The sequence below is a fragment of the Cupriavidus necator genome (genome assembly GCF_016127575.1).
In the GTDB taxonomy this organism is placed as follows: domain Bacteria; phylum Pseudomonadota; class Gammaproteobacteria; order Burkholderiales; family Burkholderiaceae; genus Cupriavidus; species Cupriavidus necator_D.
On record NZ_CP066018.1, the window covers coordinates 2,931,471 to 2,946,918 of the forward strand.

Sequence of the window (15,448 nt, forward strand, 5' to 3'; positions counted from 1 at the left end):
AGCCGGCCAAGGACTGCCTACAGTCTTGCAACTGCATATCAGCCGGGTTCCGTGTCGGCTCGAAGGAAGTCGGCAATGATTTCGGCAGACCTGCAAGAGTTGATGAAGGGATTTCCGGCCAGGCTCCCCGCATTACGTGGGGGGCCTTGCACTGACTCGATCGTCGCAATATGGGCAATGCCGCCGCGCGCGTACCGCCCCCTGAGAAGGCGAGGATGACCAGGTTTTCGTTGTCCGCCGAATACTGGGGGCGCGTGAAGAAGCGATAGCCGGCACCCTGGTCCGCGTGCGCGCTCGTCGGATTGACTGGCCGGGAGGCGCAGGCGGCAAGCAGAAGCAGCATCGAAATGACGGCCAAGGCTGAGGTCGGCGATCTGGCAATAGGTCCCCCGCGGCGACTGCAGGACGAACCGGACCGGGCGGGTCGGCGTGCTGCAACTCCCCCAATACTAGTCGGCCAATGTAGCGATTGGCATACGTTTTGAGGTTGTCCCGGCGCGGCCACTCGTCTAGACTGGATTTCACCTGCCCAAGAGACCGGTACTTAACCTGGCTTGGCGAATGCGCGGCGGTGAGGCCGCCGATCCGGTACCTTTGCGGTGATCTGCAGGGAGACAAGCGATGTTGCCCACGCCCACTTCAGAGAGAGCGCTGTCCCGCGGACTACTCGATGTGCTGATCCGTGCCGGGCTGATCGCGGTGCTGGCAATCTTCTGCTTCCGGATATTCCGCCCCTTCCTCGATCTCATTGTCTGGTCCGTGATCCTGGCGGTGACCATCTACCCGCTCCAGGTCAGGCTCAGGCGCAGGCTGGGCAACAAGGACGGCCGCGCCGCCACGCTGATCGTGCTGGCCGCCATCGCCATCATTGCGCTGCCAGCCTACCTGCTGGGCGCCGCCATGATCGACTCGATGGAGAATGCGATCGCCATCGTCAAGAGCGAAGGCATTCATATTCCGCCACCGCATGAGTCGGTCGCCAGCTGGCCGCTGGTTGGCCAGCGCCTGTATGACCTCTGGCTGCAAGCCGCCTCGGACCTGGCCAGCGTGGTGCAGACGCTGGCGCCTCAGATCAAGGAAATCAGCCTGGCCGTGCTGGCCGCAGCCGCCGGCATCGGCAAGGGGCTGCTGATCTTCGTCTTCGCGCTGATTATCGGGGGCATCTTCATGGCCTACGGCGAGGCCGGCAACCGCAGCACCGTGCAGATTGCCTCGCGCATTTTCGGCCTGGAGCGGGGCCAGCGCATCGCCACGCTATGCACCGCGACCATCCGTGCTGTGGCGCAGGGCGTGGTCGGCATCGCCTTCATCCAGATGCTGCTGATCGGCATAGGTTTTGTGATCAAGGGGGTTCCTGCCGCGGGCGTGCTGGCCATGGCCGTGCTGCTGCTGGGCATCGCGCAGTTGCCGGCAACGCTGATCACGGTGCCGGTGATCATCTATGTCTTTGCCACGGAAGGTGCCAGCGTTGCCACTATCGTCTTCGCCATCTATGTCTTCGTGGCGGGACTGGCCGACAACGTGCTCAAGCCACTGCTGCTCGGGCGCGGCGTCGATGTGCCGATGCCGGTGGTATTGATCGGTGCCCTGGGCGGCATGGTGACAGGCGGCGTGATCGGCCTGTTTATCGGTCCGGTGGTGCTTGCGGTCGGGTATCAGCTGTTCTGGCAATGGGTGGAAGACCCGCCGCCGCAAGCGGATCCCGGCAACCAGCAACAGACCTGAAGTGGTCCGGGGTCACGCATGTCGCGCTGGAATCATCCGCTGCGCGCATTGCTGGCCTGCGCCTGTTGCCTTGGCGGCTGCGCGCGCCTGGGGCCGGATTTCCAGCCGCAGCATGCGCCCTGGACGCAGCAGTGGCACAGCCCGGCGCTTGAGCAGGCGACCGAGCAGCGGGCCCAGCCCGACATCCGCGAGTGGTGGCAGGTCTTTGCCGACCCGACGCTCGAACGCCTGGTCGCCGAAGCCGACGCGCACAATGCCAGCCTGCGGATTGCCGGCCTGCGCGTGATGGAAGCGCGCGCCCAACTGGGCATTGCCCAGAGCGGGCGCTTCCCGCAACTGCAGCAGGCCAGTGCCGATGCCCTGTACACGGACCGCCGGCAGGCCGGCGGCCTGAACCCGCAGAACAGCCGCTTCTGGCAATACAGCGCGGGCTTCGACATCGGCTGGGAACTCGATTTCTGGGGCCGCTTCAGCCGCGCCATCGAATCTGCCGATGCTGTCTATTTTGCCGCCCGAGCCAACCGCGACGATGTGCTGGTGCTGCTGCGCGCCCAGGTGGCTGAGACCTACTTTGCGCTGCGCACGGCCGAGGCACGGCTGCGCATCGCCCGCGACAACGCAGCGCTGCAAAAGCGCAGCCTTGAGATCACCGAGCGGCTGTTCAAGAGTGGCGAGACCGACGAGCTCGACCTGCAGCAAGCGAAGACGCAGTACCTGGGCACCCTGAGCAGCATTCCTGAATTTGAAAGCCAGATCATGCGCACCCGCAATGCCCTGGCGGTGCTGATGGGCCGCCCGCCAGGCCCGTTGCCGGAGCTGCCGGAACTGGTGGGCAAGGAAGGGGTGATTCCACTGATCGATCGCGCGGTACTGCAGGATGTGCCTGCCAGCCTGTTGTTGCGCCGTCCGGATATTCGCGCCGCCGAGCTGCAGATTGCCGCGCAATCGGCGCTGATCGGCGTGGCCGAAGCCGATCTCTATCCGTCGCTGACGTTGCTGGGCAGCATTGTCTGGTCCGCCAGCACGCTGGCCGGCACGCCCAACAGCCTGGCCCTGATCGGTGGCCCCAGCCTGCGCTGGAGCGTGTTCGACTACGGCCGCATCAAGAACACCGTGCGCGTGCAGGACGCCCGCCTGCAGCAGCTGATCGTCGCCTACCAGGATGCCGTGCGGCAGGCGGCGCGCGAGGCCGACGATGCCGCCAGTGCCCTGATCAAGGCGCTGGATCGCGAGCAGATCCTGCGCGACAGCGCGCTGGCCGCCAGGCGTTCGCTGACGCTGGCCAACGCGCTCTACCGCGAAGGCTACTCGGACTTCCAGCGCGTGCTGGATGCTCAGCGTGCGCTGGCCACCCAGCAGGACGCCTACCTGGTCAACCGCAGCAATGCCGTCAGCAACCTGATCGCCTTGTACAAGGCCCTCGGCGGCAGCTGGCACAGCGAGCAGCCACTGGTGGACCCGGCCACCCGTCAGCAGATGCAGCAACGCACCGACTGGGGGAACCTGCTGGATGAACCGGGCCCGCCGTCCGCCGGTGCCAGCCTCCCAGTGAAGCAGAGGTAGATCTCCCTGAGCGAGTGCCGATGAGCGATGCCCCGCAACCCACCGCAGCCCCAGCGCCCAGCGCACCGCCGCCCGCCGCCGACCCGGCAAGGAAGGGCGTGCGCTGGGTGCTCTTGCTGATCGTCATCAGCCTGACCTGGTACCTGTTTGCCGACCGGTTGACCCCGTACACGCAGCAGGCGCGGGTACAGGCTTTCGTGGTGCCGGTTGCGGCGGAAGTGTCCGGGCGTGTGACCAAGGTGCATGTGCGCAACAACCAGGACGTCGCGGCAGGCACTGTCCTGTTCGAGGTGGATCCCCAGCACTACAAGATTGCCGTGGACCGCGCCCGCGCCGATCTGGAGTCGACACGCCGGCAGATCGGCGCCAGCACCGCGGGCATCGAATCGGCGCAGGCATCGCTGCGCGCAGCACGCGCCAACGAGCTCAAGGCGCGCCAGGACAGGGACCGCCTGGAGCGCCTGTACAGCGATGATCCCGGCACCATTTCCCTGCGCCGTCTGGAGGTGGCGCGCGCCAGCCTCGAGCAGGCTGTCAGCCAGGTCGCCGCCGCCAAGGCCGAGGTCCAGCGTGCGCGCGAACAGCAGGGGGGCAGCGAGGAAGAGAACGCCAAGCTGCGCAGCGCCGCCACTGCCCTGGAAAAGGCCGAACTGGATCTCGCCAATACGCAGGTGCGGGCGCGCGCCGCCGGGCTGGTCACCGACCTGCGCACCGATGCCGGCCAGTTTGCCGCGGCCGGCAATCCGGTCATGACGCTGATCGCGATCCACGATCTGTGGATCAGCGCGGAGATGACCGAGAACAACCTGGGCCGTGTCGAGCCCGGCACGCCGGTTGCCATCGTGCTGGATGCGCTGCCGGGCAGGATCTTTGAGGGCCGGGTGCGCAGTGTCGGCTATGGCGTCAACGTCGGCCCGAGCACGCCGCCGGGCAGCTTGCCGACGGTGCAGAACAGCCGAGACTGGCTGCGTCCGGCGCAACGCTTCCCGGTGGTGGTCGAGATTGCCCAGGGCGAACTCGCCTCGATGCGCGGCATTCGCGTGGGCGGGCAGGCCGAGGTCATGGCGTTTCCCACCCAGGGCAACCCGCTCAATCCGCTCGGCCGTGTATTCCTGTACCTGATGAGCTGGCTTTCCTATGTCTACTGACAGCCCGGTGCTGCCGATGCCCGCGCGCGATCCACGCGCCCAGCGTTCGCTGCGCGTGGCGAGCGGCACCGCGCTGTGCCTGGCGGCCAGCTTCGGCCTGGGCCTGCCGATCCCCATGCTCGCGCCGGTGCTCGGCGTGTTCCTGCTGGCCAGCGTCAACCAGCCGGTGTCGCCCAAGGCCGGGCTGGGCCTGGTGCTGGTCGTGATGCTGACCACCGGCACTGGCCTGCTGCTGATCCCCATGCTGCGCTACTACCCCGTCAGCGGCGTGCTGATGATCGGCCTGTGCCTGTTCCTGGCCTTTAGCTACGGACTGCGCGGCGGCAACAACCTGGTCTCCACCTTCCTGGTGATCGGCCTGACCATGATCTCGGCGGCGGGCACCTTCGATTTCGGGCTGGCGGTCATGGTCATCGGTGCCCTGGTCAAGGGGCTGCTCGTCGCGGTCGTGGTGCTGGCACTTTGCCACTGGCTCTTTCCCGAACCGGCCGGCGCGCAGGCGCGGCCTGCGGCCAAGGCCTTGCCGGATGACCAGGCCGCCTGGATTGCGCTGCGTGCGGCGCTGGTGGTGATGCCGGCCTTCCTGCTGGCGCTGAACGACCCGGCCGCGTACATCCCGATCATCATGAAAGCGGTCAGCCTCGGCCGGCAAAGCTGCACCACCACGGCACGCGGCGCCGGGCGCGAACTGCTTGGCTCGACCTTGTTCGGTGGCGTGCTGGCCATCCTGTTCTGGTGCGCACTCAGCCTGTTCGTGCATTTGTGGATGTACTTCCTGTGGATGCTGCTGTTTGGCCTGCTGGCGGCGCGCAAGCTGTATGGCCTCAGCCCGTCGCGGTACCCGCCAGGCTTCTGGGTGAACACTCTGGTGACGCTGATCATCCTGCTGGGCCAGTCCGTGCAGGACAGCGCGGCCGGGAAGGATGTCTATACCGCCTTCGCCGTGCGCATGGGCCTGTTTGTCGGCGTCACGCTGTATGCCTGGCTGATGATCGAGCTGCTCGACCAGCCGCGCGGCGCACGACGGCATGCCCGCTGAAGAGGCCGGTCATGCTGAGCAACCTGCTGATCGGCCTTCCCGTAATGCTGCTCTGCCTGCTGCTGCAGGCGGTCTTCGTGGCTATCTGCCTGCGCTACTACGTGCGCTTCAAGCATGTCCGGCAAGGCCGCGAATCGCTCGGGCAGGACATCCTGCTGTTGTCGGTCGTGATGGTGCTGATGTTGCTCGGCAACTTCGTGCAGATGGCGATCTGGGCCGTCTTGTTCATGCTGTTGGGCGAGTTCGGCGATTTCGCCACCGCGCTCTATCACTCGGGCGTGAACTTCGCCACGCTGGGCTACGGCGATATCGTCATGTCCGAAGCCCGGCGCTTGCTGGGGCCGCTCGAGGCGGCCAACGGCATCCTGATGTTCGGCGTCTCCACCGCAGTGATGACCGCGGCGGTGCTGGACGTGATCAAGCGCAACCCGGCCAAGCTGCGGCAGGACGAGGGGCCATAGGGATGGGGGCGTCGGGCGCAGCCCGGGCCGGGACTGGGACGGTTCTAATATCGGATGCCGAATCGCGGGCGGGGTCGGGCAATCGATGCATCCCGATCTCTGCGAAAGCTGGCCCGCCGCGGGCGACTCTTCGGCCGGCTGCACTCGCCATTCAACGATCCAGGGAAACTCTGATGATTGCACGGCGAGCAAGCATAGCGGGCGCCACAAAGCAGCGCGGCGGTGGGGCCAGGCACAGGCCTGGCCCCACCGCCGCGCTGCGTTTTCCCGGTCAGGAAATCGTGTAGGTGGTACGTTCCCCGGGGTTGTAGAGGTCCCTGGCCAGTTGCAGGATCTGGTCCCGATGATGGTCGAAGGTGGCGAGAAGGGCGGATTCTTCCGCGGCACCCTGGTGGCTCAGGCGCAGAAGGATTTCGTCAGTGACCTGAAAGGCCACTTCGCGCGCGTTGTCGTAGCCCCAGAAGCAAACGCAGTGCCGCGCCGCATCGTAGCTGCGGCTGGGATTGGGAAAATTCAGTGCCATTGCAGACTCCTGTCCGGTCACGGTACGCCGTGCGTGTTGGGCTTGCTGGCGCCAGCCGGTGCTGCCGCCCCCAGTATGCGCCTGTTTCCCGCAAGCTGGGCATGTGTCCCTGCGGCCTGCTGGAGCGCATGGCGCGTTCTTCGCGAAAGATATTTCCTTCGCCGGCGATTTAGCGCGTATGCTGGGATTGCCATTATCTCCAGGCAAGCCATTCAGGAGCCCATCATGGCCAAGAGTCAACTACGCAGCAGCCGCGAAGCCAAGAAACCCAAGCAACCGAAAAAGCCATCCGTGCCGGCCTCACCCTTCAGCACGGTCCAGTTTCGCGGGCACGATGAGGTCGCCAAGAAGAAGAAATGACTGAGACCGACAGTGCAGGGGTCGTCTGGTCCCTTGTGTTCCTGGCCGCGTTGGTCGGGGTCTACGGCTACATCATCCGGGTGGGCATCCACCACAAGCCGGTGTTCGGCATAGCGAAGCACTCGCTTCGGTACTGGTGGCACCGGCTGGTCCACGTGACCAAGTAAGCAACGCCGGCCAGTCAGGCCGGCGCGGGCAAGATTTGCGGTTTTGCCGCACAATACAGCCTGCGCGCCGCACAGGAGCACGCTGGATCGATCAGAGGCGAGGGCACTGACCTCGCCCGTCAGCGGGCGGCATTTTGTTGAACATCCTGCAATCCTGTACATGGCCGCCCCACATGCACATTCCGCCGCGGATCCCGTCCGCGGCGCAGACACTTCCGTTTCTTTCCGCGATAGCAATCCATCCGGCCGCCTGCCGCTGCTGGCGCTCGGGGTCGGCAGCTTCGGCATCGGCACCGGCGAATTCGTCATCATGGGCCTGCTGCCCGATGCCGCCAGCGACCTCGCCATCTCCATCCCGCAAGCCGGCCACCTGATCAGCGCCTATGCGCTGGGCGTGGTCATCGGCGCGCCGCTGCTGGCGGTGCTGGGCGCGCGCTGGCCGCGGCGCAACCTGCTGATCGCGCTGATGGCGGTGTTTGCCGCCGGCAATATCGCCAGCGCGCTGGCGCCTTCCTATCTGTCGATGATGGTGGCGCGCCTGCTCACGGGTTTTCCGCATGGCACGTACTTTGGCGTGGCGGCGCTGGTGGCCGCCAGCCTGGTCCCGCGCGAACGGCGCGCGCAGGCGGTGGGGCTGGTGATGCTGGGCCTGACCACTGCCACGCTGGTGGGCGTGCCGATCGCCGCCACGGTCGGCACCTGGCTGGGCTGGCGCTCGGCCTTCGTGATTGTCGGTGCCCTCGGTGCACTGACGGCGCTGCTGGTGTGGCGGTGGGTCCCGTTCGTGCCGGCCGACCGGCGTGCCAGCCCGCTGCGCGAGCTGTCGGCGCTCAAGCGCAAGCAGGTCTGGCTGACGCTCGGTATCGGTGCGATCGGCTTCGGCGGCATGTTCTCGGTGTTCAGCTATATCAAGCCGACCATGCTCGAGCTGGCGCATATGCCGGCGGCGGGTATCCCGGTGGTGCTGGCCTTGTTCGGCATCGGCACGGTGGCGGGCAACCTTGCCGGCGCGAAGCTGGCCGACAAGGCATTGATGCCGACCATCGGCGGCGTGCTGGTGTGGGCGGCGCTGGTGCTGGGCGCCTTCGCCTTGACCGCGTCGCATCCCTGGCTGGCTGCCATCAATGTGCTGCTGGTGGGCACCACGGTGGCACTGGGCCCGGCCTTGCAGATCCGGCTGATGGATGTCTCCGGCGACGCGCAGACGCTGGCCGCGGCCCTCAACCACTCGGCCTTCAACATGGCCAACGCGCTCGGCGCGTGGCTGGGCGGGGTGACCATTGCCGCCGGCTACGGCTGGGAGTCCACCGGCTGGGTCGGCCTGCTGCTGGCGCTGGGCGGCCTGGTGGTCTATGCGTGGTCGATGCTGAGCATGGGCCGGCAGGGCGCGCCAGTCGCGGCGCAGGCGTGATGCAGGCGGACCTGGTGGGTGCGCGCGCAGGTCTGCAAGGAACAAAAAAGGGGTGCCTCATCGGGCACCCCTTTTTCATCCGCGGTCCGCTGGCGGGACGGGCTTACTCTGCGTCCGCGACGCTGGCGCCGACCACGTTGAAGCCGCCGTCGACATAGGTGATCTCACCGGTCACGCCGCTGGCCAGGTCGGACAGCAGGAAGGCGGCCACGTTGCCGACTTCTTCGATGGTGACGTTGCGGCGCAGCGGCGCGGCCTGCTCGAAGTGGCCGAGCAGCTTGCCGAAGCCCTTGATGCCCGAGGCGGCCAGGGTCTTGATCGGGCCGGCGGAGATGCCGTTGGCGCGGATGCCACGCGGACCGACCGACGAGGCCAGGTAGCGCACGCTGGCTTCCAGCGAGGCCTTGGCCAGGCCCATGGTGTTGTAGTTGGGAACCACGCGCTCTGCGCCCAGGTAGGTCAGCGTCAGCAGCGAGGCCTTGTCCGATAGCAGCGGCAGCGCGGCCTTGGCCAGCGCCGGGAAGCTGTAGGCGGAGATGTCATGGGCGATGCGGAAACCTTCGCGCGACAGGCCTTCCAGGAAGTCGCCGGCGATCGCCTCGCGCGGCGCGAAGCCGATCGAGTGCACCAGGCCGTCGAACTTATCCCAGCGCTGGCCCAGCGCGGCGAAGGTCGCGGCGATCTGCTCGTCGCTGCCGACGTCGCATTCGAACACCAGGTCGCTGCCGAATTCCTTGGCAAAGTCGCTGATCCGGTCCTTGAACCGTTCGCCGACATAGGTGAAGGCCAGTTCGGCGCCTTCGCGTTTGCACGCCGACGCGATGCCATAGGCGATCGACCGGTTAGAGAGCAAGCCGGTGATCAGGATCCGCTTACCTGCCAGAAATCCCATAAGTTCTCCAAGGTGGTGTATCAGGCACGCTTCGTGCGTCCGCCGTGCGGCCGTGCGCGTGCTTTGCTGTCTTGCGGCCGTTTTTATTGCGCCGCGCAGAGGGAATGTCCGGATGGCTGGCGCCACCCCCGACGCATGTAAAATTGTCTCATACTTGGCCCGGCCGCAGAATGCCGGGCCCCACAGGTCATAGTGGAGGAATCCAACGGGATGCCTATTCAAGCACGTTGGCCGCTTCAGGCGGCATGGCAGTGCTTCCGGCGGGATGCGGTACTGCGCGGTTGGGTCGCAAGCGGGCTGGCGATGGCGCTGGCGGCGGGGGTCTCTCTCTTTTCAAATCCGGCGCTGGCGGCGCATGGCTTCGCGCTGCACGGGGACCTGAAGTACCAGGCGGATTTCCGGCATTTCGACTATGCCAATCCCAATGCACCCGCCGGCGGCACGCTGACACTCGCCAATCCGGACCGGCGCACCAGTTTCGACAAGTTCAATCCGTTCACGCTGAAGGGCACGTCGGCGCCCGGCCTGAACGCGCTGATGTTCGAGTCGCTGCTGATCAGCAGCGCCGACGAGAGCGCGAGCGCCTATGGCTTGCTCGCCGAGGATGTCACGGTGGCGCCGGACGAGCTGTCGGTCACGTTCACCATCCGGCCCCAGGCGCGCTTCTCCAATGGCGACCCGGTGCTGGCGTCGGATGTCAAATATTCTTATGACATGCTGATGAGCAAGGCCTCGAGTCCGGGCTATCGCAGCATGTGTACCGATGTGAAGGCGGTGATCGTCGCCGGCGAGCGCACAGTGCGCTTCGAATTCAAGCAGCGCAACCGCGAGCTGCCGCTGATCGTAGGCTCGCTGCCGGTGTTCTCGAAGAAATGGACGGCCAAGGTTCCGTTCGAGAAGCTGACCTTCGAGCCGCCGGTCACCAGTGGCCCCTACCTGATCGAGCGCTATGACGCCGGCCGCGGCATCATCTTCCAGCGCGACCCGAAGTACTGGGGCAAGGATCTCGCGGTGCGCCGCGGCACCTTCAATTTCGCGCGCGTGGCCTACCGCCTGTACAAGGACGAGACCGCCAAGCTCGAGGCATTCAAGGCAGGGGAGTTCGACGCCATCGTCGAATACAAGGCCAAGAACTGGGCCAAGAGCTACCAGGGCACCCGCTTTCGCAACGGCGAGCTGCTGAAGACCGAGTTCCCGCACCGCAACGGTGCAGGCATGCAGGGCTTCGTGATGAATATGCGCAAGCCGGTGTTCCAGGACGTGCGCGTGCGCCAGGCCCTGATCCTTGCGCTGGACTTCGAATGGCTGAACCGGCAGTTGTTCTACGGCGCCTACAGGCGGCTGGACAGCTGGTTCTCCAACAGCGAGCTGGCCGCCAGCGCCACCTTCGATGGCCGACCCAGCCCGGGCGAGCTGGCGTTGCTTGAGCCGCTGCGTGCGGAATTGCCGCCGGAGGTGTTCGGCCCGGACGTGGTCCAGCCCAGCACTGCGGCGCCGCGTTCGCTGCGCGACAACCTGCGCCAGGCACGGCGCCTGCTGGCCCAGGCCGGCTGGACCTATACGGATGGCGCGCTGCGCAACGCCAAGGGCGAGACGCTGGTGTTCGAGTTCCTCGACGACGGCGGCGCCATGAGCCGCGTCATCACCACCTATGTGCGCAACCTGGAGAAGCTTGGTATCCAGGTGAACCAGCGCACCACGGACTTTGCGCTGTACCAGAAGCGGCTGGAGGATTTCGACTTCGACATGGTGTCGATCCGCTTTCCCGACTCGCAAAGCCCCGGCAACGAGCTGCGCGACCGCTTTTCCAGCGAGGCGGCCGGCACGCCGGGCTCGGACAACCTGTTCGGGCTGAAGTCGCCCGTGGTCGACAAGCTGGTGGATAACGTCTTGCACGCCCATACCCGGCAGGAACTGGTCACCGCCGGGCGGGCGCTGGACCGGGTGCTGATGCATGGCTACTACATCGTGCCGAACTGGTACAGCGCATCGCACCGCGTGTCCTACCGCAAGACGCTGGCCTACCCGGAGCGCCTTCCCTATTACTACACGGCCGAAGGCTGGATCCTGAGCCAATGGTGGCGCACGGACCTGCAGCCGCAGGCACGCTGACGCGCCCGCCGCGAACAAGACAAGGAAGAGGACCGGCCGATGCTTGCCTACCTGCTCAAGCGCATTCTGCTGATGATCCCGACGTTGATCGGGGTCATCACGCTGACCTTCGTGGTGATCCAGTTCGTGCCGGGTGGCCCGGTCGAGCAGATGATGATGGAACTGAAAGGGCGGGGCGGTGCCGGCGAAGCCAGCGGCGGTGGCGCCGAATACCGCGGGCGGCGCGGCGTCGACCCCGAGAAGATCAAGGAGATCCAGGCCCTGTATGGCTTTGACAAACCGCCGCTGGAGCGCTACTTCCTGATGCTCAAGCGCTTTGCCCAGTTCGACCTGGGCCAGAGCTATTTCCAGCACCGCAGCGTGTGGGAGCTGGTCAAGTCCAAGCTGCCGGTGTCGGTCAGCCTGGGTTTGTGGACCTTCTTCCTGACCTACCTGATATCGGTGCCGCTGGGCATTTCCAAGGCCATCCGCGCGGGCAGCCGCTTTGACGTGGTGACCAGCATCATCGTGCTGGTGGGCTATGCCATCCCCGGCTTCGTGCTGGGCGTGCTGCTGCTGGTGCTGTTCGGCGGCGGCACCTTCGTGCAGTGGTTCCCGCTGCGCGGGCTGACCTCCGACAACTGGGAGCAGCTCTCGCTGATGGGCAAGGTGATGGACTACCTGTGGCACCTGGTGCTGCCGATCACGGCATCGGTGGTGGGCAGCTTCGCGGTGGTCACCATGCTGACCAAGAATGCCTTCCTTGAGGAAATCCGCAAGCAATACGTGCTGACCGCGCGCGCCAAGGGCCTGGGCGAGCGCCGCGTGCTGTGGAAGCACGTGTTCCGCAACGCGCTGATCCCGCTGGTGACGGGATTCCCGGCCGCGTTCATCGGCGCCTTCTTCACCGGCTCGCTGCTGATCGAGACGCTGTTCTCGCTCGACGGGCTGGGCCTGCTGTCTTATGAGGCGGTGCTGCGGCGCGACTATCCGGTGGTGCTGGGCACGCTCTACCTGTTCACGCTGATCGGGCTGGTCACGCGCCTGATCTCCGATGTCTGCTACGTGCTGGTGGACCCGCGCATCCATTTCGAGGGCTTGCACCGATGAAACTGTTCACGCACGCGGCCCCCAACGGGCTGCCGCATTCGCCTTCGCCGCGCCAGCGCGCCTGGCAGCGCTTTCGCCGCAACCGGCGCGGCTACTGGAGCCTGGTGATCTTCGTGGTCATCTTCGTGCTGAGCCTGGGCGCCGAGCTGCTGTCCAGCAACCGGCCGCTGGTGGTGCACTACAAGGGCGAATGGTATTTCCCCATCGTCAAGGTCTACCCGGAAACCACCTTCGACGGCGATTTCGCCACGCCCGCGGACTACCTCGATCCGTATATCCGCGACCGCATCACCACCAACGGCAACTTCGCGGTGTTCCCGCTGAACCATTATTCGTACGACTCGCTCAACTACTTTGCCAAGGAGCCCAACCCGGCGCCGCCGTCGGCAGAGAACTGGCTGGGCACCGACGACCGCGGCCGCGACATCCTGGCCCGGCTGCTGTATGGCTTCCGCGTGTCGGTGCTGTTCAGCCTGGCGCTGACCGTGATCGGGGTGCTGGTGGGCACGCTGACCGGGGCGCTGATGGGCTTCTTCGGCGGGCGCTTCGACCTGTTCTCGCAGCGTGCCATCGAGATCTGGAGCTCGATGCCGGAGCTGTACCTGCTGATCATCTTTGCCTCGATCTTCGAGCCCAGCCTGGCGCTGCTGATCATCCTGCTGTCGCTGTTCGGCTGGATGGGCCTGTCCGACTACGTGCGCGCCGAGTTCTACCGCAACCGCTCGCTCGACTACGTCAAGGCCGCGCGCGCGCTGGGCCTGTCCAACGTGCAGATCATGTGGCGCCATATCCTGCCCAACAGCCTGACCCCGGTGATCACCTTCCTGCCGTTCCGCATGAGCGCCGCGATCCTGGCGCTGACCAGCCTGGACTTCCTCGGCATGGGCGTGCCGCCGACCACGCCCAGCCTGGGCGAGCTGCTGGCGCAGGGCAAGGCCAACCTGGATGCGTGGTGGATTTCGCTGTCGACCTTCGCGGTGCTGGTGGTCACGCTGCTGCTGCTGACCTTCATGGGCGACGCGCTGCGCGATGCCTTCGATACCCGCCTGGGCCTGGCGGCGCTGCGCGGCCGGGTCGAACCCAAGATCCCGGCCGGCGCGCCGACCGGGGCGGCACCGGAGGCCACGCCATGACCGCGGTGTCTCCCGTGATCCAGCCGGCCGTGGCGCCGGCCGCGACGCCGGCGCCCGGTTCCACGCTGATGTGCGTCGACAAACTTTCCGTCACCTTCGGCCACGGCGAGCATGCCACCCGTGCCGTGCGTGAAGTCAGCTTCGACCTGCGCGCGGGCGAGCGCTACGCGCTGGTGGGCGAGTCGGGCTCGGGCAAGACCGTGACCGCGCTGGCGATGCTGCGGCTGGTGGAAGACGCCTACTACGACGGCGCGATCCGCTTCGAGGGCAAGAACCTGCTGGAGGTGTCGGACCGCGAGATGCGCGGCATCCGCGGCGCCGAGATCGCGATGATTTTCCAGGAGCCGATGACGGCGCTCAACCCGCTGTACACCATCGGCAACCAGATCGTCGAGACGCTGGCGCTGCACGAGGGCCTGGACCGCCGCGCCGCGCGCGAGCGCGCCATCGCGCTGCTGGAGCGCACCGGCATTAGCGACGCCGCGCACCGCTTCGACAGCTTCCCGCACCAGCTCTCGGGCGGCCAGCGCCAGCGCGCCATGATCGCCATGGCGCTGGCCTGCCGCCCCAAGCTGCTGCTCGCCGACGAGCCGACCACGGCGCTGGACGTGACCATCCGCGCCCAGATCATGGACCTGCTGCGTGACCTGCAGGCCGAGTTCGGCATGGCGGTGATGCTGATCACCCATGACCTCAACCTGGTGCGTTCCTTTGCCCAGCGCGTGGGCGTGATGGAGAAGGGCGTGCTGGTCGAGACCGGCGAGACCGCGCAGGTGTTTGCCGCCCCCCAGCACCCCTACACCCGCAAGCTGATCGACAGCCGCCCCAGGCGCGAGGTGCTGCCGCTGGTGCCGCTGGCGCCGGTGCTGCTGGAAGCGCGCAAGCTGAGCGTCAACTACGCGCGCAAGCGCCGCGGGCTGGCCGGCTGGTTCGGCAAGGACCAGTTTGCGGCGGTCAAGGACGTGGACTTCCAGCTGCGCGAGGGCGAGACCGTCGGCATCGTCGGCGAGTCCGGTTCGGGCAAGACCACGCTGGCGCATACCGTGCTGGCGCTGCAGCGCAAGAGCGGCGGCACCATCCATTTCCTCGGCCGCAGCTTCGACACCGCCACGCGCGACGATCGCCGCCAGTTGCGCGCGCGCATGCAGGTGGTGTTCCAGGACCCGTTCGGCTCGCTGGCGCCGCGCATGACCATCGAGCAGATCGTCGGCGAAGGCCTGGCGCTGCACCAGCCCGGGCTGTCGCACGAGGGCACGCGCCAGCGCGTGATCGAAGCCCTGCGCGAGGTCGGCCTGGACCGCACCGCGCTGGGCCGCTATCCGCATGAATTCTCGGGCGGGCAGCGGCAGCGCATCGCCATTGCCCGGGTGCTGATCCTCAAGCCGCAGATCCTGGTGCTGGACGAGCCCACCTCGGCGCTGGACGTGTCGATCCAGCAGCAGGTGCTGGCGCTGCTGTCCCAGCTGCAGCACAAGTACAACCTCACCTACCTGTTCATCAGCCATGACCTGGCGGTGATCCGGGCCATGGCGCATCGGGTTTTCGTGATGAAGGCAGGGGAGGTGGTCGAGGCCGGCGACACCGAAGCGGTGCTGGGCGCACCCCAGCACCCCTATACGCGCAAGCTGATGGCGGCGGCGCAGGTCGGCGCTGGCTGACCCGGAGGTGTGCGGCGCAGCAACGCCGCGGCCCCGCCTGGCTAGCATCCGGTTGTTCGGATCAATCCGATAAACAAGGTGCGAATTCCCGCCTATATCCTTGATTCGCCAGTCAAATCCGGCGAATTTGTAACGAACTTTGACATGTGAATGACAACCCTTTACCA

At 66.4% G+C, this 15,448-nt stretch carries 14 protein-coding genes; 12 read left to right on the top strand and 2 right to left on the bottom strand.

Translation table 11 applies throughout. From position 1 onward, the window contains the following. The first annotated feature begins 621 nt into the window (after positions 1-621). From I6H87_RS13725 to I6H87_RS13745, 5 genes are read left to right on the top strand one after another with little or no spacing between them, the layout of a single operon-like run. A complete protein-coding gene (locus I6H87_RS13725; protein ID WP_010814286.1) occupies positions 622-1,725 on the top strand; it encodes an AI-2E family transporter in 1,104 nt (367 codons plus the stop codon). Between the two features lie 18 nt (positions 1,726-1,743). Next, on the top strand, positions 1,744-3,288 hold the full coding sequence (locus tag I6H87_RS13730) for an efflux transporter outer membrane subunit (RefSeq protein ID WP_010814285.1): 1,545 nt from the start codon (positions 1,744-1,746) through the stop codon (positions 3,286-3,288). Between the two features lie 20 nt (positions 3,289-3,308). Continuing rightward, on the top strand, positions 3,309-4,436 hold the full coding sequence (locus tag I6H87_RS13735; protein WP_041687443.1) for an HlyD family secretion protein: 1,128 nt from the start codon (positions 3,309-3,311) through the stop codon (positions 4,434-4,436). Further along, positions 4,426-5,475 carry a DUF2955 domain-containing protein gene (locus tag I6H87_RS13740; RefSeq protein ID WP_011615645.1) on the top strand — a complete coding sequence of 350 codons (1,050 nt, stop codon included), beginning with the start codon at positions 4,426-4,428 and terminating at the stop codon, positions 5,473-5,475. Before I6H87_RS13735 ends, I6H87_RS13740 begins: the two co-directional genes overlap by 11 nt. Before the next feature lie 11 nt (positions 5,476-5,486). Continuing rightward, entirely contained in the window at positions 5,487-5,936 is a 450-nt protein-coding gene (locus I6H87_RS13745; protein ID WP_011615644.1) for a potassium channel family protein, read from the top strand. A 271-nt stretch (positions 5,937-6,207) separates the two neighbouring features. On the opposite strand, the gene I6H87_RS13750 is transcribed toward I6H87_RS13745, so the two are convergent. Next, the gene (locus tag I6H87_RS13750) at positions 6,208-6,459 is read right to left on the bottom strand and encodes a DUF1488 family protein (protein WP_010814281.1); all 252 of its coding nucleotides are present in this window, start codon (positions 6,457-6,459) and stop codon (positions 6,208-6,210) included. A 225-nt stretch (positions 6,460-6,684) separates the two neighbouring features. On the opposite strand from I6H87_RS13750, the gene I6H87_RS34700 reads away from it, so the two are divergent. The 3 genes from I6H87_RS34700 (at position 6,685) to I6H87_RS13760 (ending at position 8,397) form a co-directional block, all read left to right on the top strand. Further along, a complete protein-coding gene (locus I6H87_RS34700) occupies positions 6,685-6,819 on the top strand; it encodes a hypothetical protein (protein ID WP_013957262.1) in 135 nt (44 codons plus the stop codon). Further along, complete coding sequence (locus I6H87_RS13755) at positions 6,816-6,986, top strand: hypothetical protein (RefSeq protein ID WP_010814280.1); 171 nt, start codon at positions 6,816-6,818, stop codon at positions 6,984-6,986. The genes I6H87_RS34700 and I6H87_RS13755 overlap by 4 nt, the downstream gene beginning before the upstream one ends. A gap of 160 nt (positions 6,987-7,146) precedes the next feature. Further along, the gene (locus I6H87_RS13760; protein ID WP_010814279.1) at positions 7,147-8,397 is read left to right on the top strand and encodes an MFS transporter; all 1,251 of its coding nucleotides are present in this window, start codon (positions 7,147-7,149) and stop codon (positions 8,395-8,397) included. A gap of 103 nt (positions 8,398-8,500) precedes the next feature. On the opposite strand, the gene fabI is transcribed toward I6H87_RS13760, so the two are convergent. Then, positions 8,501-9,289 (bottom strand): enoyl-ACP reductase FabI, encoded by a 789-nt coding sequence (gene fabI, locus I6H87_RS13765; RefSeq protein ID WP_010814278.1) that lies wholly within the window; start codon positions 9,287-9,289, stop codon positions 8,501-8,503. A 210-nt stretch (positions 9,290-9,499) separates the two neighbouring features. Between fabI and I6H87_RS13770 the strand changes: the two genes are divergently transcribed. The 4 genes from I6H87_RS13770 to I6H87_RS13785 are packed head-to-tail and all read left to right on the top strand — an operon-like array spanning position 9,500 to position 15,281. After that, on the top strand, positions 9,500-11,401 hold the full coding sequence (locus I6H87_RS13770) for an extracellular solute-binding protein (protein ID WP_011615643.1): 1,902 nt from the start codon (positions 9,500-9,502) through the stop codon (positions 11,399-11,401). Between the two features lie 39 nt (positions 11,402-11,440). Beyond that, positions 11,441-12,490: a microcin C ABC transporter permease YejB gene (locus I6H87_RS13775; RefSeq protein ID WP_010814276.1), complete on the top strand. Its 1,050-nt coding sequence runs from the start codon at positions 11,441-11,443 to the stop codon at positions 12,488-12,490. Next, on the top strand, positions 12,487-13,623 hold the full coding sequence (locus I6H87_RS13780) for an ABC transporter permease (RefSeq protein ID WP_010814275.1): 1,137 nt from the start codon (positions 12,487-12,489) through the stop codon (positions 13,621-13,623). Before I6H87_RS13775 ends, I6H87_RS13780 begins: the two co-directional genes overlap by 4 nt. Continuing rightward, complete coding sequence (locus I6H87_RS13785; protein WP_011615642.1) at positions 13,620-15,281, top strand: ABC transporter ATP-binding protein; 1,662 nt, start codon at positions 13,620-13,622, stop codon at positions 15,279-15,281. Before I6H87_RS13780 ends, I6H87_RS13785 begins: the two co-directional genes overlap by 4 nt. The last annotated feature ends 167 nt before the right edge of the window (positions 15,282-15,448 follow it).